The 20,078-nt window shown below is 58.6% G+C and carries 12 protein-coding genes, 1 tRNA gene and 1 pseudogene; 2 read left to right on the top strand and 12 right to left on the bottom strand.

Features of this window, described 5'->3' with window-relative positions; all coding sequences use genetic code 11:
* Window positions 1-74 precede the first annotated feature (74 nt).
* Window positions 75-1,523 (bottom strand): NADP-dependent succinate-semialdehyde dehydrogenase, encoded by a 1,449-nt coding sequence (gene gabD / locus BMZ32_RS07085; protein WP_090240837.1) that lies wholly within the window; start codon window positions 1,521-1,523, stop codon window positions 75-77.
* 334 nt (window positions 1,524-1,857) lie between these two features.
* On the opposite strand from gabD, the gene BMZ32_RS07080 reads away from it, so the two are divergent.
* Window positions 1,858-1,934, top strand: a tRNA-Arg gene (locus tag BMZ32_RS07080).
* 66 nt (window positions 1,935-2,000) lie between these two features.
* Here the strand turns inward: BMZ32_RS07080 and norR are convergent.
* Entirely contained in the window at window positions 2,001-3,554 is a 1,554-nt protein-coding gene (norR, locus tag BMZ32_RS07075) for a nitric oxide reductase transcriptional regulator NorR (RefSeq protein WP_090240835.1), read from the bottom strand.
* A 175-nt stretch (window positions 3,555-3,729) separates the two neighbouring features.
* Here norR and hmpA point away from each other — a divergent pair, with 175 nt between their 5' ends.
* Window positions 3,730-4,911, top strand: coding sequence for an NO-inducible flavohemoprotein (hmpA, locus tag BMZ32_RS07070; RefSeq protein ID WP_090240833.1), 1,182 nt, complete (start codon window positions 3,730-3,732; stop codon window positions 4,909-4,911).
* 123 nt (window positions 4,912-5,034) lie between these two features.
* Here the strand turns inward: hmpA and tssI are convergent.
* The 10 genes and pseudogenes from tssI to icmH all read right to left on the bottom strand — a co-directional run.
* Window positions 5,035-6,080: pseudogene (gene tssI / locus BMZ32_RS07065) on the bottom strand (type VI secretion system tip protein TssI/VgrG); the annotation flags it as partial.
* A gap of 192 nt (window positions 6,081-6,272) precedes the next feature.
* Window positions 6,273-6,914 carry a hypothetical protein gene (locus tag BMZ32_RS07060; RefSeq protein WP_244153925.1) on the bottom strand — a complete coding sequence of 214 codons (642 nt, stop codon included), beginning with the start codon at window positions 6,912-6,914 and terminating at the stop codon, window positions 6,273-6,275.
* Window positions 6,915-7,235: 321 nt separating this feature from the next.
* Window positions 7,236-8,276, bottom strand: a complete 1,041-nt coding sequence (locus BMZ32_RS07055) for a tetratricopeptide repeat protein (RefSeq protein ID WP_090240829.1) — start codon at window positions 8,274-8,276, stop codon at window positions 7,236-7,238.
* Window positions 8,266-11,286 (bottom strand): hypothetical protein, encoded by a 3,021-nt coding sequence (locus BMZ32_RS07050; RefSeq protein WP_244153924.1) that lies wholly within the window; start codon window positions 11,284-11,286, stop codon window positions 8,266-8,268. The genes BMZ32_RS07055 and BMZ32_RS07050 overlap by 11 nt, the downstream gene beginning before the upstream one ends.
* Window positions 11,287-11,324: 38 nt before the next feature.
* On the bottom strand, window positions 11,325-11,795 hold the full coding sequence (locus BMZ32_RS07045; protein WP_090240827.1) for a hypothetical protein: 471 nt from the start codon (window positions 11,793-11,795) through the stop codon (window positions 11,325-11,327).
* Between the two features lie 17 nt (window positions 11,796-11,812).
* Window positions 11,813-13,861 (bottom strand): type VI secretion system Vgr family protein, encoded by a 2,049-nt coding sequence (locus tag BMZ32_RS07040; protein ID WP_090240825.1) that lies wholly within the window; start codon window positions 13,859-13,861, stop codon window positions 11,813-11,815.
* Window positions 13,862-13,919: 58 nt separating this feature from the next.
* A complete protein-coding gene (locus tag BMZ32_RS07035) occupies window positions 13,920-14,918 on the bottom strand; it encodes a serine/threonine-protein kinase (protein WP_208598682.1) in 999 nt (332 codons plus the stop codon).
* A gap of 13 nt (window positions 14,919-14,931) precedes the next feature.
* Window positions 14,932-15,660, bottom strand: a complete 729-nt coding sequence (locus tag BMZ32_RS07030) for a PP2C family protein-serine/threonine phosphatase (RefSeq protein WP_090240823.1) — start codon at window positions 15,658-15,660, stop codon at window positions 14,932-14,934.
* Entirely contained in the window at window positions 15,660-19,199 is a 3,540-nt protein-coding gene (gene tssM / locus BMZ32_RS07025; protein ID WP_090240821.1) for a type VI secretion system membrane subunit TssM, read from the bottom strand. The genes BMZ32_RS07030 and tssM overlap by 1 nt, the downstream gene beginning before the upstream one ends.
* Window positions 19,196-20,077 carry a type IVB secretion system protein IcmH/DotU gene (icmH, locus tag BMZ32_RS07020; protein ID WP_090240819.1) on the bottom strand — a complete coding sequence of 294 codons (882 nt, stop codon included), beginning with the start codon at window positions 20,075-20,077 and terminating at the stop codon, window positions 19,196-19,198. The genes tssM and icmH overlap by 4 nt, the downstream gene beginning before the upstream one ends.
* Between the last annotated feature and the right edge of the window lies 1 nt (window position 20,078).

Raw genomic sequence — 20,078 nt, 5'->3', positions numbered from 1 at the left:
CACAGGTCTGTTCGTTATATACAGAAGATGCAGCGCTCTCGTGCACCTTCTGCGAGGTCTATACCGCCAGGCGTTTAGATGCCTAGGCAGAGGTATTTGATTTCCAGGTAGTCCTCAATGCCGTACTTCGAGCCTTCACGGCCGAGGCCCGAGGCTTTCACGCCGCCGAACGGCGCCACTTCATTGGAGATCAACCCGGTGTTGACGCCGACCATGCCGTACTCCAACGCTTCTGCTACGCGGAACACACGACCGAGGTCACGGGCATAGAAGTACGAGGCCAAGCCGAATTCGGTGTCGTTGGCCATGGCGATCACATCAGCTTCATCCTTGAAGCGGAACAGCGGTGCCAGTGGGCCGAAGGTTTCTTCCTTGGCCACGGCGGCGTTGTTCGGCACGTCGACCAGAATGGTCGGCTCGAAGAAGCTGCCGCCCAAGGCATGCGGCTTGCCGCCCGTGAGTAGGCGAGCGCCTTTGCTCAGGGCGTCGGCGATGTGTTCCTGGACCTTGGCTACGGCTTTGTCATCAATCAGCGGGCCAGTGGTGGTGCCTTCATCCAGGCCATTGCCGATCTGTAACTTAGCCACGGCGGCGGCCAACTTCTCGGCGAAGGCGTCGTACACGCCGTCTTGAATGTACAGGCGGTTGGCGCAGACGCAGGTCTGGCCGTTGTTGCGGTACTTGGAAATGATCGCGCCTTCGACGGCCTTATCCAAATCCGCGTCGTCGAACACAATGAACGGCGCGTTACCACCCAGTTCAAGGGAGACCTTCTTAATGTCCTTGGCACATTCAGCCATCAGCTGACGACCGATATCAGTTGAGCCGGTGAAGGACAACTTACGCACGATCGGGTTGCTGGTCAGTTCGCTGCCAATATCACCTGCGCTGCCGGATACCACGCTGAACACACCGGCAGGGATGCCTGCGCGCTGGGCCAGTTCAGCCAAAGCGAATGCAGAGAACGGCGTTTGCGACGCCGGCTTGAGCACCATGGTGCAACCGGCTGCCAAGGCTGGTCCGGCTTTACGGGTGATCATGGCTGCCGGGAAGTTCCACGGCGTAATCGCAGCGGTGACACCAATCGGCTGCTTGATCACGATCAGGCGCTTGTCTGGCTGGTGGCCAGGAATCACGTCGCCATAAACACGCTTGGCTTCTTCAGCAAACCATTCGATAAAGGAGGCTGCGTAGACGATCTCGCCTTTGGCTTCGGTCAACGGCTTGCCTTGCTCGAGAGTCATCAGCCGAGCCAAGTCATCTTGATTCTCGATGATCAGCTCGAACCAGCGACGCAGCTTGTTCGAGCGCTCCTTGGCGGTCAGTGCACGCCAAGCGGGGAGTGCTTTCTCAGCGGCTTCAATGGCTCGACGGGTTTCGGCGGCGCCCATCTTGGGCACGCTACCAATTATCTCGCCGGTGGCCGGGTTATTGACCTTGATGGTCTGGCCGCTGTCGGCGTCCATCCAGGTGCCGTCGATATAAGCCTGCTGGCGGAACAGCTGGGTGTCTTTCAGTTGCATGGCAGTCTCCTCAATTCCGACACCCTGGCATCGGTACGTATCATCGAATGCGTCGCCCTACAGCGGCGCTGGATTTGATCGTTGAGCTCATGCCGCGTAATAGGCGGGCTAAAAAGTCTGGCGTAGCCAATTTCAGCAAGAGCGTTTGAAATCTCAAACGAATGCTAGGGTCAGGAGGGGTAAAGGGCAATAGTCTGTTCGAAAAAATTAACGATGCAGGCGCTTATTTGCTGCCCAAGAGGATTGGTGGCTAGACGGTGCTCTGCGTGCAGAATCACGAACAAAGTAGCGGCATGGACGCCCGCCAGCGAGATGCGTATGATTGCGCCGCGTTGCACCAGTAGCTCAGCTGGATAGAGTACTGCCCTCCGAAGGCAGTGGTCATGGGTTCGAATCCCGTCTGGTGCACCACTTTCAAAGCAAAAGCCCTGGATGAAAATCCGGGGCTTTTTCGTTAGACCCTAACGCTACTGCGGATTAATTAAGGCCCAGACGTTTGGCCAAGCGGATCAGGTTAGCGCGGTCGAGGCCCAGTTCGCGTGCGGCGGCTGCCCATTTGTGCTGATGGCGGTTGAGGGTCTGGCTGATCAGCTGTTTCTGGTAGGCGTCGACGGCCTCGCGCAGCGGCAGGTTGTTAGGTGTTACTGCTTGGCTGCTGGATGAGGCGAGAGGCATGTCAGGGTGTTGCTCTGGCAGGTCGAGGTGGACGCTGTCGATGCTGAGAATGCGTGGGCGTTCGCTGCACCCGGCGAGTGCCTTGAGCGCAGCGCGGCCGATCAGGTGCTCCAGTTCGCGCACATTACCTGGCCAGGCGTAGCTCAGCAGGCTGGCTTGTGCGGCTTGGGTCAGGCGCACGCTGCGCAGTCCCAAGCGGGCTCGGTTTTCCTCAAGAAAGTAGCCAGCCAATAGCAACACATCACGCCCGCGTTCGCGCAGGGCAGGCACCTTGAGCGGGTAAACACTTAGGCGATGGTAGAGGTCGGCGCGAAAGCGTCCGGCGCGCACTTCTTCGGCCAGGTCACGGTTGCTGGCGGCCAGTACCCGTACGTTGACCCGCTGCTCCTGGTCGGCACCCACGCGTTGCAGCTGGCCACTTTGCAGTACGCGCAACAGCTTAGCCTGAGCGGGCAGCGGCAGTTCGCCGATTTCATCGAGAAACAGGCTGCCGTCATCGGCCAGTTCGAACTTGCCGCGGCGTTCGTTGTGCGCCCCGGTGAAGGCGCCGCGTACATGGCCAAACAGTTCGCTTTCCACCAGGTTATCCGGCAGCGCCGCGCAGTTCAGGCTGATCATGGGCCGATTGGCGCGCGGCGAGGCGGCGTGCAGGGCTTCGGCCACCAGCTCTTTGCCGACCCCGGTTTCGCCACTGATCAGCACGTTCAGCTCGCTGTTGCCGACCAGGGCGATTTCCTGCTGCAGCTGTTTGTGCACCGCGCTCTGGCCGATCAGTTCACGCGGGCGCTGTTGAATCGCTGCCTGCTTATAGGCCTCAGCCAATTGGTGCTGGTCTTCGGCGCGTTGTAGCAGGGCGTTGATTCGCTCGCTGGCCATCACCGTGGCGGCCGCGAGGCTGGCGAAGGCCTGCAGGTTGTCCAGGTCCACCCGGCCAAAACTGGCGGGGTCGAGCGAGTCGAGGGTCAGCAAGCCCCAGGGCTGATCTTGTACATAGAGCGGGCAGCCGAGGCAGTCATGCACGGGCAGGTGGCCGCGATGACCGTCGACCAGGCCGTCATACGGGTCTGGCATGCCGCAGTCGGTGGCAAAACGCAGTGGCCCGCGTTGCGCGAGCAGCGCTTGCAGGCGTGGCTGTTCGCTGAGCTTGAAACGCCTGCCGAGGGTATCTGCACTCAGGCCCTCGACCGCCAGCGGGATCAATACCTCACCGTCGAGCTTGAGCAGGGCCACGGCGTCGCAGGGCAGCAATTGCCTGAGCGCTTGCAGCAGGCGGCGATAGCGCTCGGCCTCGGGCAGTTCGCGGGACAGGTCAGCGACCAGGGGGATCAGGGCGGTGAGCAGTGGGTTTGCTGTCATAAGGACACGCTAGAGGTCATTAAGACTCAAAATAATTGCTGTCATAAAGACACATATATTTATAAGTAATTGAATTTAAACAATAAAAATATTGGCATGCTTCCTGTAATAGTCAGGGTGATATGAACCGAACCGCTGCGCAAGTGCAGTGTGTCGCCCCGATGAGGAAGCCTGCATGTTGACCCCTGAGCAAACCGCCCTGATTAAAGCCACCGTCCCGCTGCTGGAAACTGGCGGTGAAGCGCTGACGCGGCATTTCTATGAACTGATGCTCGGCGAGTACCCCGAGGTGCGTGCGCTGTTTAACCAGGCGCACCAGGCCAGTGGCGGGCAGCAGCGGGCGCTGGCCAATGCGGTGCTGATGTATGCGCGGCACATCGACAAGCTGGAGGCACTCGGCCCGCTGGTTGGGCAAATCGTTAACAAGCACGTATCGCTGCAAATCCTGCCCGAGCATTACCCGATTGTCGGCAGCTGCCTGTTACGCGCGATTCGTGAAGTGCTGGGTGCTGAGATCGCCACCGATGCGGTAATCGATGCCTGGGCCGCAGCCTATGGCCAGCTTGCCGACATCCTCATTGGCGCCGAAGAAGCTGCCTATGCCGCGAATGCCAGTGCCGAGGGTGGCTGGCGCGGGGCGCGCGAATTCCGTTTGAGCCGTAAGGTGGTGGAGAGCGAGGAGATCGTCTCGCTATACCTGGCCCCGGCCGACGGCGGCACCGTGGCGGACTTCCAGCCGGGCCAGTACATCGGCCTGCGCCTGCTGCTGGAGGGCGCCGAGCAGCGCCGCAACTATTCGCTGTCGGCCCTGAGTAATGGCCGCGAGTACCGCATCAGCGTCAAGCGCGAGGCTGGCGGCAAGGTGTCCAACTACCTGCATGACCAGCTGCAAGTCGGCGATAGCCTGCAGCTGTTCGCCCCGGCCGGCGATTTCGTTCTGCGCGAATCGACCAAGCCGCTGGTGCTGATCAGTGCGGGTGTTGGTATTACACCGGCGTTGAGCATGCTTGAAGCGGCGCGTGACAGCGGCCGTGATATCCACTTTATCCACTGCGCGCGCCATGCCGGTGTGCATGCCTTCCGTGACTGGGTCGAGGCGCAGCGCAGCGAGCGTCCGCAGGTGCGTCATTACGTCTGTTACAGCGAGCCGCGCGACGGTGATGTGGGCGATGCCGAAGGCTTTCTCACCCAGCAACAATTGAGCGAGTGGTTGCCGCAGCAGCGCGACCTGGATGCCTACTTCCTTGGCCCCAAGCCGTTTATGGCGCAGGTCAAACTGCATTTGCAGCGTCTGGGTGTACCGGTCGCGCAGAGCCATTACGAGTTCTTTGGCCCGGCCAGTGCGCTAGACAGTTGAACTCAGGGGGTTGGCCAGGGATGCCAAACTGGTCGACGCCGCCCTGCTAGACAAGCCCAAGGAATATCTAGAGCAGCGCCACCTTGTCTTGTTCGCAAATATCAGCCGGATGCCCACTATGGTTGCTCCATGCGTCCTTGGTTTAGGGTGATTCAGTGGTGGCTTGTAGGGCGCCCCCAAGGCGTTGCACTGAAGTGGTTGCGGTAGCCCTGGGTGAAGCCGTCGCTGACATCCGTGTGGCTGGTGACCGACTCTTCCAACACCTGTGGCTGTTTGCCCTGGTGGATGACTTCGTGCAGCAGCCAGAGGTCGTTGTAGTCGCCACGCGGGTGGTCGGAGAGTTCGAGAAAATGGCCGCTGACGAGTTTTGGCTGATCGCCCCGGCCTTCTGCCAAGCGGTAGTCGGCGCGGTGACGTTCGAGGTTGCGCTGGCTGAGGTGCTTGCCGCGCGTACGGTCGACGAACCGGCCGGGGTAGTCGTAGTCTTCGAGGTCCGGCAGTGGCTTTGCCTCGAGGTCGCGCTCTTGCTTGAATGCCGCCTCCATCAGCAAACGCGGCTGCTCGAAGTCGTAATCGCGGCGGGTGGTGCGGCTGGTAAGGGTTTCCAGGCGCACGGCGAAGCGTTTGATCACCGGCTCATCGGCGGTCATGCCATTGTCTTGCAGGTCAGCGGTGGGCTGGCCGAGTTCGCCGAAGGCGCTTTGGTCGTCACCGAAGACCAGCACATGGCCCTGGGTGCTGTGCTGGAAGTGATAGTGAATACCTTCCTCCTCGCATAGGCGCTGGACGAAGTGCAGGTCGCTCTCGTCGTACTGCACGCAGTAATCGCGCTCCGGGTAGACAGTTGGGCCGAGCCGGAATTGATAGGCGTTGGCCTGAACACCGCGCTCCTGCAGCACCTGCGCGACGATCTGCGGCACCGTCAGATGCTGGAAAATCCGTTGGTTGGTGCGCAGCGCCAGATAACTCAGCTGCGGCACGATGCTCAGCGTGTAGCGGGTCAGGCGCTTGCCGGCTTCGCCCTGGGCGACTTGATAGATCAGGCCATGAATGCCCAACCCGTTCGGGCTAAAGGCGAGAAAGACCGGCTGATGCAGCAGGCTTTGCAGGTCGAGATCAGGTTGCTCGCTGATCAGCTCAACCTCGAAGCGGTAGGGCTGGCTGATGGCTTAGCACTTGGCGTCATATGACGCCAAGTGCGTTGTGGGTTAGTTGTTAAAGAGCTGGAATATGTAGTGCCGAGAGCAAAAAGGGCGGGAGTTTTCCAAGTATCAATGACACTGACCGCATTGTTTAGTGATCTTTAAACGGTCATTTCCCGGCGTCTTCCGACACATCTTGCGCTTCAGCTGATACTCGTTTCAGTTGGCCTCGATGGCGCGTAGCAGCTCTGTCGATGTCAGGCGTTTCAGCGTATGCGAGGTGGGGTCCGTCTCCACATCCAGCGCCAGCGGAGTGATGCCATTAGCGTCATACACGAAGTAAGAGTTACTGCTGCTCACCTCATGGGTTCTCTCCCCCACCGACGCGATGGTCTTCGGGGCTGCCGACATCAGCTCGTCGCCCGTGCTATATCGCAACGCCACATCAACCTCGCCCAGGCGGCCAAGGGGCGCGTCGGCTGGCTGGGAAGGCTCAGCCATCACTGACTGCAAAGACACCGCGTGAGAGGTGTCGAGCCACTTGTCCGAGTAGGTGAAAATCAGGTCCTGGTACTCGCTCGACAGTGGCGTATTCAGATTGCACACAGCCTTGCGGATGGATACGCCGTTCTGCGCATTGCGGATATTGCCGTACACACAATCTATGACCGGGACTTTGTCTTTGAGCGAGAGGGTATAAAACACCTCGAAAGACGTGCTCGATGCGGTGTTTTCGTAGGTCAGTGCGGGAGCACCGTTAAACGAGACAAGGGTTCTGGAACTCTGGCCTGAGTAACCAACGATGTTTGCGAATACCTTGGTTTCTTTTCCCCAGATGATCGTCAACTGGCCGGTGCTCATATCCGCTCGGTAGGTCTCAGTGATTTCAGCCCTATTGGCTGCGGCGATGTACGTTTGCGCATGTATGGAACTAGCTAGCGCAAGTGATATCAGTAGTGTGGCGGATAGCCTGTGTTTCATGGCGCGATAGTTTCTTTTAGTGTGATGTTTCTCTGAGTGTGGCCCATAACTTCTGTGCGTTTCCGCAATCAAGATTTGATGATTAGAGCATCAGTAAATAGACAGGCCACCTTTCCTGTAGAAATATTGGCTAAGTAGGCTCAAGAGGTTACTTATCACTCATACAACCAGTCGTTCAGGCTGGCGTTAAGTTAATACGTGTCATTTTCTCGATTGAACGCGCTCCGGAATTCTCCTCTGCTTACCGGCCTCGATCATATTTTCGTGGTACCGGTTGTACGCTTTTTGAGCGAGTTCTTTCTTTCCCAGTCCCCAATAAGCATCCGCCAGATTCAAGTAAGCGACCACTCTGTCCGGGTGCTTCAGCGTAATGTGCTTCAGAAGCTCTACAGCTTCCTGGTAATACCCCGCCTGCTCGAACAGAAAGCCAAGGTCGTTGGACCAGCTGACTTTTTTAGGGAAGTAGTATTTTTCAACGATGTACTTCCCAGATTCGCATGCGTAATCACCCTCTCCGGCAATGAAATAACTGACAAGAGTTTTCAACTCTTTACGGTCGCCTGCTTTGTAAGCTTGCAGCGCAGCGTTGAAATTGTCGGACTCTGTCTGCAGCATCAATTTTTCTGACGCAGCCCCTGATGTTTGATGTTCAAAGCGCAGATCTTTCAGCTTGCCGAATGCACGGCTACCGTCGAAGTCGGCTATCGACGTGAAGACAAGATGTTGCTTGTCGATGACGTACGTGCTGAGCAGCGAGTGCTCGCACTCGGTGTTGTTTTCATTCAACAAAATCTGTGTCAGGTCTAAGGACTTTGCAGCACTGTCGTACCTGAATTTCAGGTTAAAATTGTAGGCGCCATTCCCGTCCTCCCTGGTGGTGAGAACCAGATAATCCCCCGCTTGGGCCGCGGGTGAGAGCAGGGTGTAGCGTTCACCTTGAAGATCGGTAACCGATACTTTTCCCTGACGTTCAGCGATCAGATCTGCCATGTAACCGTCGTAGCTATCGGGCGAATAATCATTTTTGATGCGGGGCAGGGCTTTATCCGAATTAACAACTGTGGTGCCGTTGCGGTCAGTGATAAGCAGGCGCTGGGAGCGTGCGTCATTGCTGTCTATAAGGCGTAGTTCTTGTAGTGAGGACAGGCCTTCAGGTCGTATCGTTTCGGCGTTCGCAATAACGCTGGCCAGCATTAGGGTCGAGGCGAGTGGAAAATGCAGCATGCTGAATTTATTGTGCATTTTTCAGTATCCCGTATATGAATTCAAAGTTCTCTTTACGCTTGTCATAGCTCTTGGTGTGAAGGTTCACGATCTTGGTGATTTGATCTGTATTAGTAGTGCTGGGGCCAGATTTTGCGTTCAATTTTTGCCATTCCCAAAACCCCAAGGCAGTCAGCAGGCCATATTTGGTTTCCAGCACTTGATCAGGATTGGAGACGATATTGATATTTTCGTTTGGTATCTCGGCTTTCAGCAGAGTTTCAACCGCTTTGTAGTTTTCTTTCCACGTGAGCTGAATGAAGCCTTTTCCTTTGTAAGACAGCCCTTCCGCACACCCACCCGGGGTTAGGTGGAAGTTCTGCCCAGGTACGCTGCAGCAGTAAATGCGCTTGGCGATTTCATCTTCTTGCGGCAGTTGGGAATAGGCATATTCGGTTTTAACCGTATAAGCGCTTTTTGCGCTGGCAGGAAGACTGTTGTACTGCTGCTTTGATATTCGTTTATACCCTAACTCTTCAGCTTCCTGAGGGTAATGGCTGAAATACCTGGCGAACGTGCTGCGAAGCGCTGTTGTCGAATACCACAGACTTTCTTCTTTACCTACAAGCGCATCGCCTACTTCTGCTTTCACTTGTGCAAAGAACTGAGAAATTCGTTCCGGCGTATTGATTTCAAATGAACCCGCATACTTATTGAACAGTGTTCTGACTTCTTCTCGTGCGGCTTCTTGTGATGACGGGAATATCTTCTGCATGTTTTCCGCACTGATCAGCTCGGAAGCCGGTGCAGCCGAATGATTCTGCATGATTACCAAATTTATCGGCTGGAAGTGCCAAGCCTTGCCCGTCGCATCAAGCTTCAGATTACCTGCCACATCACTCCACCAGCTCAACGCCTTGATACGGTTCTTTTCTTCGATCCAATCCTGATTGGGGTCATCGGCGCTATGCCCCATCAGGTCATCAAGTTCGTCCCAGCGCGCTGCATCCCAGAACCACTCGCTCTCATGTTTGGTGACGAGCTGCGAGATTGATTGAGCGTGCCAAGGCTTTTCCAGCGCAGCCTGGATCTCTTTTGAAGTCATCTTTCCGTCGCGGTTGCTGTCGATGATGTCGTAGAGACGGGTACGTACAGGACCTTTGTCGGACTGGTCGATCGCACCTTGGTAACTGGCCTTTTCATCGTCAGACAAACGGCGGGTGGTGTTGAGGTAATAGGCCAGCCCCGAGCGGGGTGTGTCGGTATCTTCGAGATAATCGAAGCCTTCCCATTCCCATGGACTGTGGCGGGTTGTAATGAGGTCCTGTTCTGCCAGCCAGCCGTTGATGGGCTGAGCATCCTTGTCGGCCAGAAGATTATCGAGTCGCCACCAATTGGTTTCAGGGGTGCAGCCGGTTGCCGTGTTACTGGCCGCTACCTTGATCTTTGCCTCCGCCGGTAATGCATCCAGCAGGTTCTGAGGGAGGATCAGATCGACACCGATTTCGGCGCCTGCATCGCTCAGATTCGGCGGATTGCTGCTCTTGATGTCTTCGCGATGAGGGATCAGTTTGCTGGCTCCTGCATGGACCTTTAGCAAGGTCTTTTCTTCATTCGGCAGGTTTTGTGCCCATGTACGGCTTTGGCAGATGAACGCAGGGACGTCATCACAACTGAAGACTTCAAGGTGCAACAGATCCTGAGGCGAACCGTCGCTCTGATTCTGGTATTTGCCTACATGCCCAATCAGATCGCCAGCCTTGATTGGCACTGGCGGGTCCAACAACACGACGGAGCCCATGGCTTTGGGTTGTGCCTTGGGCGTCAAAAAGGATGAAGAGACATAGCCTGGCAGTGTTCCGGCTTCATTTGGCGTCAATACCGGCTCGGTGTTGCCGCTGATGATCTCTTCGAGCTTGAGGAATGCACCTTCACCCGAGGCACGAATCTGGGCGCCTTTGGTGAGTTTACCCACGATTGCTGCGTTGCTTCTGGCCTCACCCCGAACGTTGAGTTCGTTGCTGCGGGTATTGACGGTGTACAGACCGGCGCCCCAGAACGCCGGGCGTTCCAGCTTTTCGTCCTGGAGATAGTCTTTCCAGCATTTGAGGTGCATGTACAGGCTGTAGACCGTCAACGCGGGTGGCTTGGGTTTTGATGCGTCCTCGGTGGTAGGTGCCTTGGCTTGGAGTGTGTGCTTAACCAGAACGAAACCTGTGGAAAACGGTGCGCGCATCTGAAACGGCGGTGTGCCGTTATAAGTGCTGACAGGGTATTCCTCGTCTACACGGTAAGCGACCACCTCGCCGTGGGTTATGCAGTTGATACGACTCTGGTCGAATGCGTCTGATGTGCCCTTGTCCAAGTGAATGCCGCCATGCCACAAGCCATTTCCACCAATCGGATAAAAGCCGCCCTTGGCTTTGCTCAATGCGGTCAGGTGTTGCAGCGAGTTGCCCGCCATCGGCGAGTAGGGGTAACACCAATCCCCCGTAACAGCGCCTTTACTGCCATCAGCAACGGTTGGCTTTGCCTCGTCCGGGTTCAGGGTGCCGCTCACCATATCCGAGATATAGCGTTTGAAGTCTCCTTCTTCGAGCTCGGCGTGAACGTGGATGGCGTAGCCTTGCGCACCAGCTCTGTCCGTTCCAGCCTGAAGGCCAATGTGCTGGCCGTAGGTGATGGCGTCGCCGTCGTTGACCTTGAAGGTGGGGTGAAGGTGCAGAATCTGCCCGATCAGTTGGCCATTAGTTGGGGCATCATAGATCTTCAGCGTGCCGTAGGAACGGCTGGTCTTGGCATAGCCGGCCAGCGGGCTTGGAACCGGGATGGATCGGTTGCTGCCCCCGACAAGCAGCACGAAGTCCTTCTTGATTAGCGTGCGACCACCGATATGACGGACTTCTTCGAGTTGACCATTGATGGTCTCGTAGTCCCGGTTCGGCTCACGTCCCGAGGAGGGGTGGTGCTTGGCGAGGTCCTCGTAACGGTTCACGTCCTCAAGACGGCTACCCACACTTTCAACGATTTTGAAGCGACGCCCTGTCATGACTTGTCCTATGAAGAAGTTGTAATCGTCTTTAACGGTCAGAGGCCGCAGGCCGCCCCGAAGGTTTTGTAGGTGGCCGTCTGGCCGGCAGATTCGAAGGTAAGGTCAACGTGCCGATCATCCGACTCGTTGTATTCGGACTGATTGAACTGGCTGACCGTAGTGAGGGTGGCGCTCATGTCTTCGAAGGCATAGGCGGTGAGCGTCTCATCGATCTTGTGTTGCTGCAGTTCATGGACAAATCCATCGATCTTGACGAACAAAACCTCATCGATTTCAACGGCGATTGGTTGGGAATCGTCTAGGGCCTGGTATTGCTCATCGGCCGGAACCAGTGCGCAGCGGTAATTTTCGATACCGCCCCCCTCCTGATATTGGGTGACGGCTTCCTGATAGGTAATGGGTTCAAGCTCAAAGGCCGTACAACCAGCTAAGTAGCCAGAGAAAAGGAGAAATACGATTACCTGGCCGGCGATATATCGACTCCCAGGCGTACTAGTTTTGGTCATGACGTTCACTGTTTACCTCAGCCTGAAAAATTCATGGTTCTTTTTACTTTCTTTTTGGGGTTGAGCAGGCCGCCTACCAGCGCCTCATCCAACAAATTCCCCGCCTTATCACTATCCGCCGCACCGGGCAGCACCGGTGGTTTGATCTTGATGCCTGAGCCTTTGCCCGGTGCGCCGCCGGCGTTGACTTTGACCATGGGGCCAACCAGGGTGATGCCGCCGGGATCTAGTTTGATAAAGCTGCCGCCGGCTTTGATCGTTAACTCGACGCCGGCTTCGATGACCATCTTTTGCCCGGCTTTGAGGTGGATTTCGCGGCCGGCTTTGGTCAGTTGCGCAGTACCGAGTTTGATGTGCTGGTTTTGCCCGATGGTGAGGTGGTCGTCGGGTTTGACCTCGACTTTGCGCTCGGTTTTCACCGTGAGGTTTTCTTCGGCTTTGAGCTCGGTGTAGCTGTTGGCTTCGACCGTATCGTGGCGTTCGTTGCCGACGCGGATCTTCTGGTCGTGCTCGATGTTTTCATCCCAGTCGCGTTGGGCGTGCAGGTAGATCTGTTCGGCACCTTTTTTATCTTCAATACGCAGCTCGTTGTAACCACTACCGCCCGGTGTGCTGAGGGTTTTGAACACGGTGCGGGTTTTGTTCGCGGGCAGGTCGTAGGGCACCACGTGTTCGGCGTGATACAGGCAGCCGGTAACCAGCGGCTGATCGGGGTCGCCTTCAAGGAAGGTCACCAGCACTTCCATGCCAATACGCGGAATGGCGATACCGCCGTACGCATCGCCGGCCCAACTGGAGGCCACACGCAGCCAGCAGCTGGTGGTGTCATCGGCCTGGCCTTCACGGTCCCAGAAGAACTGCACCTTGATCCGGCCGTATTCGTCGCAATGGATTTCCTCACCGGCGGGGCCGGTGACTACGGCGGTCTGGCTGCCCAATACGCGCGGCTTTGGGTGCGCCAGAGGCGGGCGGAAAGGCACGTCCCAGGGTGTGGCAGTGAAGTGGTTGCGGTAGCCCTGGGTGAAGCCGTCGCTGACATCCGTGTGGCTGGTGACCGATTCTTCCAGCACCTGTGGCTGTTTGCCCTGGTGAGTAATCTCGTGCAGCAGCCAGAGGTCGTTGTAGTCGCCACGCGGGTGGTCGGAGAGTTCGAGAAAGTGTCCGCTGACCAGTTTGGGCTGATCGCCCCGGCCTTCGGCCAGGCGGTAGTCGGCGCGGTGACGCTCCAGGTTGCGTTGGCTGAGATGCTTGCCGCGCGTACGGTCGACGAACCTGCCGGGGTAGTCGTAGTCCTCCAGGTCCGGCAACGGTTTGGCCTCGGGGTCGCGCTCTTGCTTGAATGCCGCCTCCATCAGCAAACGCGGCTGCTCGAAGTCGTAATCGCGGCGGGTGGTGCGGCTGGTGCGGGTTTCCAGGCGTACGGCGAAGCGTTTGATCACCGGCTCATCGGCGGTCATGCCGTTGTCTTGCAGGTAGGCGGTGGGCTGGCCGAGTTTGCCGAAGGCGCTTTGGTCGTCACCGAAGACCAGTACATGGCCCTGTGTGCTGTGCTGGAAGTGGTAGTGAATACCTTCCTCCTCGCATAGGCGCTGGACGAAGTGCAGGTCGCTCTCGTCGTACTGTACGCAGTAATCGCGTTCCGGGTAGACAGTCGGGCCGAGCTGGAATTGGTAAGCGTTGGCCTGAATGCCGTGCTCTTGCAGCACCTGCGCGACAATCTGCGGCACCGTCAGATGCTGGAAGATGCGTTGGTTGGTGCGCAGCGCCAGATAACTCAGCTGCGGCACGATGCTCAGCGTGTAGCGGGTCAGGCGTTTGCCGGCCTCGCCTTGGGCGACCTGATAGATCAGGCCGTGAATACCCAGCCCATCTGGGCTAAAGGCGAGAAAGGCCGGCTGATGCAGCAGACTTTGCAGATCAAGCTCAGGCTGCTCGCTGATCAGCTCAACCTCGAAGCGATAGGGCTGGCTGATGGCTTCGCGGCCGTTGAACTCAAGCACTTGCAGGTCGTGCTCAAGGCCCTCGATGGTGAGGCTGAAGTGAGTTTCATTGGCCGGGTTGAACATCGTCGCTTCCTTGTAAAAAGATCATCCATTGGTGTCACACAACGCCTGTACGGCATGACTATCCGCTGCGTTTCAACCAGCGTGGCCAGCGGCTGGGTAGCGGCTGGCGAAAGACTTCAAGCAACTGTGCGCTGGTGATGCTGCGCTGTGCTTCATCGAAGGCCAGTGCGGTATGCAGCGCCGGCCAACAATGCGCCGGTAACTGCTCGGGACGTTGCAGTTGCTTATCCAACTCCATGACCTTGGCCTGTTTGGCGCTCTGGCGACGGAACGGATGGCGCCCGCTGGCCAGCTCATACAGCACACACGCCAGGGCATAGACATCGGCGGCGGCGGTGAGCGGTGCACCATCGAGCAATTCCAGCGCGGCGTAGCGTGGCGTCCAGGCGGTAAAGCGGTTACGACACAAGCGTGGCAGGCCGGGCAGCAGACCTTCCACGGGCTGACCGAGACCATAATCGAACAGGCGCAGGCCGTCTTCGGCAAGCATCACATTGCTGGGTTTCAAGTCGCCATGCAGCACGCCGAGGCTGTGTGAATAGCTGAGGGCATCGAGCAGGGCGATGGCGATTTCCTGCAGCTCACTCCAGGGCAGGCCGTCGGGCCGCTCACTCAGCAGTTGATCAAGTGTCAGACCCTTGAGCAGCTCCAGAGTGAGGAAGGCGCGCTGGCTCGGCACATCCACCTCAAAACCAAACAGGCGCACCACATGCGGATGATTGAGCCGTGCGGTAAGGGCGAACTCGCTGTACAGCAACGAGTTGGCGTCCGGGTATTCGGCGAAGTCATCGCTGAGGGTTTTCACCGCTACGTAAGGATCAGGGTCGCCGAACTGCTCACGCAGCAGGTCGCGGGCGCGATACACCGCGCCCATGCCGCCGACGCCGAGCAGGCGCTCGATTTTGTAACGGCCGCCGAGTACTTCCGGCAACTCGCTGAGTACTTCGCGTGGTGCTTGCGCAGCCGGTTTGGCGGCAGTCGCGGCCAAGGCGAAATAGGTCAGGTCGCTGGCTGGGGTGCTGGCCAGCGAGGCTTCATCGAGTAGACGCTCACTCATCCTTGAGTTCTCCTCATCGGCGGATCACCACCGCGCTCAGGTTGTCTCGCGCTGGGCCGTCGAGCACTTGCTGGAACAAGCGATTCAGCGTCAGCTGGGGTGACGGCAGATTGAGTGCCGCACCCAGCGCATCGGCAGACATGCCTTGGTAGAGACCGTCACTGCACAGTAGAAACGCATCGCCGGGCAGCACGTCGAGTTCGAGAATTTCTAACTTCAGTTCGTCGCTGGCGCCAATCGCGCGAGTCAGGGCGTGCGCCGCTGGATGACGAGCGGCCTCGCTTGGGCTCAGTTGCTGTTCATCGATCAGCTGCTGCAGCAACGAGTGGTCACGGCTGAGCTGATACAAGCGACTGCCGCGCCACAAGTAGCAGCGGCTGTCGCCGGCCCACACGCAGGCGGCGCGGTCGCCCTCGATCAACAGTGCCACCACCGTGCTGCCGATCACCGGGTCCGGGTGGGCGGCAGTGACCGTCAGTTCTTGGCCGAGGCGGCGGTTGAGCGTGTGCAGGCGTTTGCGCAGCTCATCCAGACGCTGCGGTAAATCCCCCACACTGGGCTCGGCCAACTGCTCGACAATCAAGCGGCTGGCCAGGGCACCGTTTTGGTGCCCACCCATGCCGTCGGCAACCACCCACAGGCCCTGCTCCGGTAGGGCGAGAAAGGCATCTTCGTTGCGCGCCCGCACCTTGCCGGTGTCGGTACGCGCCGCGCTACGCCAGAGGTTGGCAACTGCTTGCATCAGAGCGTGGCCGGCAGTTTGAAGCTGCGCAGCTGGTCTAGGTCAAACGGATTGGGCGAGCGCTGACTGTGCAGCAAGTAGTTGGCGCGCAGGCCACCGAGGTCGGCCTTGAGCATCAGCACGTCACGACCGCTGTGGTAATCCACGCTCATCAGGTCAAGCAGGCGGAACAGCGACCACGGGCCGGTGTTCTTCTCGATACCGACTTTACGCCCGCCGAGCTCTTCGACCACCAAGCTGGTGCGCCCTTCATTGGCTTCGGCCGGCCAGCTGAACGCGGTTTGCACGATGGGACCGTGGCGGTATTCCATCTGCTGGTCGCCAAAGCGGAAGTCGGCGCGGCCCAGGCTTGAATCCAGCGAGTAAGGCTCCAGCTTGAACAGCACTTTCGGCTCGTTGGGGTTCTCGGCGAAGAAGCTGCGGCGAATGGTTTGCGCATGGCTCATCTGTAGCAGAAACTCACGCGACAACGGCAGGCCACGGCCATCCACGCGGCGCAGTTGGTACTGGCCGGCGGTGCCGCTGACGAAGGATTTCAGGTAGTTGTCGAAGAAGCGCTCGGCAATCCCCTGAGCCTTAAAGAACTCGCGGAAATCGGCAATCGCCACGTCACTTTCGCTGTGCGCGCTGAACGGATAACGCTGCTTCAACGAGCCTTTATAAGCAGCGTACAGCTCGCTCTTATAGCGCTGGTTGAGGTAGTGGTAGGCGTCGTTGAGCACCAGCATCCAGCTGTCTTCGGCGAGCAGGCCGAGCCAGTTGCCGATTGGCTGGGGCAGGCGTGCGGCACTGCTGCGCACCTGGTTGATGGCATCCCGTTGGCCGCCCATGCGTGCCTTGGCCAATTCGAATGCAGCCTGCTCCGGTGCGCTGGCGTGCGCCAGGCTAGCCAGTTGCAGTTGCAGCGCATCCAAAGCTTGCAGGGTGGTGGCCAGTTCTGGCCCGGCACCGCCGTTTTCGTCGAGCAAACGGTGCAGCGGTTCGAAGCGGCGTTCCAAGGTTTTGCGCGCGGTGTCTGGCAGGTTTTTCACCAGGGCCGCTTGGGCTTGTTCGGCGGCCGAGCTGGCCAGTTTGGCAACCTTGCCCAGCTTACCTTTGGCGCCTTTCAAGGCATCCGCGGCGGCACCGGCATCATCCGCTGCTTCGGCCATGCCTTTGAAGCGCGTGTTGTCGCGCACTTCTACCAGCAGTTGCAGCAACGGCGAGTTGGCGGCGGTTAGGCCAGACAGTTGCAGAGCGCCCTGGCCGGCGCTACCAATCGGGTCCAGCGACAGCTGGGCGAGGGCTTCGCCCCAGTAATTGGCGTAGTCGCGGAAGTACAGCTGCTCCATCTCCACCAGCAGGCGACTGAGGTCGTTGCTGCTTAAGGTGTCGCCTTCGCCCAGAACCCAGTTATCACGCAGCAGCTCGCGCACCAGATCAGCACCCTTGGCGGTGAAGGTTTTCTGGTAACCGACCTGGGTGTAGAAGCCCGGAATGGCATAGTCGCTGCCGGCGAACAGCCCTGCTTGTGGGCCGAGTTTCTGGCTCAGGCGATATTCCGGCAGGCTGCGAGCCTGGTCGCGGAGCATGCGATAAACCACGTTGGCCAGCGATTCGCTGCGCAGGATCTTGCGCGCTTCGGCCACCAGCGGCGCATTGAGCGAGTAGGGCGTAAAGGACTCCGACAGCAGACGGTCGAAATGCTCGTTGAGGCCACGCTGACCGACGCTGTTGCCGGCATAACGCAATGACCAATCAGCTGCCAGCCACTCTTGCAAGAAGGCTTTGTCGCGGCGCTCTTCGAGGTTGAGCATGAGGTAGGCACGCAGGCTGTTGAGCAGGCGCTCACGGTCACCCAGGTTGGCGCGGACTTGGGCTTCCAGCTGGCGGCCTACACGGCTTAGCAGCAGGTTTTCCAGCTCGCCGCGATAGGCGTTCTGCAGCGTTGGGTCGACTTTCTCACCTTGGTAAAGACCGCCGCGTTGCAGGTAGGACACCTCATCCACTGGCGGGAATACCTGGGTGGCTGCATAGCTGTGATCCAGCGCTTTGAGGGTGCGCAGGGCATCATCCTGAGCGCTGAGGCTGCCGTGCTGTTGGGTCAATTGTTGAGCGAGGTCACGCAGTTGTTCCAGGCGGCCGTGGTTACCGGAGAAGCCACCTGCCCAGACCACGCCGAATACACCGAGCACCACCAGTGCGGTGGCGTACATGGCGCGTTGGCCCCAATCGATACGGCGCACTTCTTTTTGATCCAGCCCGGCAAGGTCTGACTCGGGGAAGATCACGCGGTTGAGCAGGTGATTGATAAAGCGCGCACGGCCTGTGCGGAAGGTCGGCAGCGCGCTGCTGGCCAAGCCTAGGTTACGGCCAATGCTGCTGGTGCTTGGGTCGAGCTGGTCATTCAGTTCCGGCGCGCTGGTCAGGTAGAAACCGCGCAACTGGCTGGCGCGCTGATAGCGGTTGCCGCTGAAGGCCAATTCGCTGAACAGGCACAGACGTTCGCCGAGCAGACCGAGTTGGTGCGGGAAATCGAGAATACGACCACGGCGCTGGGTGTCGCGCTCCTGGTGCATGCGCAGGATGACTTGGCTGTTAAGGCGACGCAGCAGCTCTTCGAATTCCTGGCGAATCACCTGCACATCAGTGGCGTTTTGCTCCTTACGGAAACTGGCGCCGAGCACTTGATCGCTCTCTTCGCGGGACAGCTGATCGAAGAACTCATCGAAGCCCAGCACCTTGTCGGCTTTGCTCAGCACCAGGTATACCGGTACGTCGGCGCCAAGGCGCTGATGAATATCCTGCAAACGCTGACGGGTCTGACGCGCGAGGTTTTCCAGTTCGACTTCGCTACCGCCTTGCAGATACTCGACGGGGATATTTACCAGCACACCATTGAGCGGGCGGGCGCGGCGTTTGCGCAGCAGGCCGAGCAGGGTTTCCCAGGCGCGCCCGTCGATGGCCGCGTCAGGCTGGGTCAGGTAACGCCCGGCGGTGTCGATCAACACGGCGTGGTCGGCAAAGTACCAGTCGGCGTAGCGCGTGCCGGATACGTCCTTGGTCAGGCGTTGCTGGTCACCACGGTTGAGCGGGAAGTCCAGGCCGGAGAAGTCCAGCAGGCTGGTTTTACCGCTGCCTTGTGGGCCGAGCAGCATGTACCAGGGCAATTCACTGCGCCATTTTTCGCTGCGGCCACGGTACAGGCTGGAGCGTTTTAGCGTGTGCAGCGCTTGTTTGAAGCGGTGGCGCAGTTCGACCTGTTCTTCATTGATCAAGCCTTCACGGCGCAGGCGCTCTTGGGCGTCTGCATCATCTTCCTCAGCCTTTTTGCGAGCGGTGGCCTTCCAGCTGGCGAACACCATGGCCAGGCCCCAGATCAGGAACAGCAGGCTGATGCTCAGTAAGCGACTGGTGGCCGATTCCCAGAACTTGTAATCACTGACGGCCAACAGCGGGCCGACGAACCACACCAGCAGGGCCAGCACTAATACTAGGCACAGGCTCCAGACCCAGGTCTTGCGGAAAAAATTGGCTAATTTGCTTAAGAAACTCTTCATTTCGTCTCATCCATGAATGCACCCGCGGACGGGTCAAGTTGCTCGTACGGCTGCAAAATCGTTTCGCGTTGCTCGCCCAATACCCAGGCGAAACCGCCATACATCACCACCAGGCAAACCACTGTGAACAATGCCACCAGCCACCACGGCACGATGCGCACCAGGCGCCGGCGGGTGTCTTTCAGGCCTTGCCAGTGCGGCGAGACTTCGCGCGGCACGTCACCGCGCATCTGCCGAATCTGCCGATAGAGGCTGTCGCGTACTGCTTCCAGTTCAAGCATGCCGCGTGGCAGCACGCGGTACTTACCTTCGAAGCCGAGCGATAGGCACAGGTACATCAGCTCGAGCATCGGTAGGTGCTTAACCGGATTGCGCGACAAGCGCTCAAGCAGCTGGAAGAACTTCTCGCCACCGAAGGTTTCGTTGTGGAAGCTCGACAGCAGGCTCATCTGCGACCATTCGCTCTCGTTACCCCACGGCGTGGTCACCACGGCCTCATCGACCACTGTGCAGAGCACGTAACGTGCGGCCATCACCTGGCTGCTTTCCGCGCCTTCGTGCAGGGCGCGGTGCTCGAACAACTTGATGGCGCTAGCCAGACGCTGGTTGAGCGCGTGCATGTCTTCACTGTCGAAGCTGTGCTTGAGGCGCACCACTTCTGAAAGCAAGGTAGCGGCGGCTGCGACCAGCGGATTGAGGCTGATGTTGAAGCTCTCGGCCGGGCGCAGCCGCGCGGCGTAAATCATCCGCTCTTCCAGCTGCTCGAACTTCGGTGGTGCGGCAAAATCGGTCAGCGGGCTGTGCGCGGGGGCATCACCTTTGCGGTTGAGGATGACGGTTTTGTCGTCCTGACCGTATTCCATTTCCTTGGTGGTCATA

This window comes from Pseudomonas guineae (assembly GCF_900113745.1).
Lineage (GTDB): Bacteria > Pseudomonadota > Gammaproteobacteria > Pseudomonadales > Pseudomonadaceae > Aquipseudomonas > Aquipseudomonas guineae.
This window is presented reverse-complemented; position numbering and strand designations above follow the sequence as displayed.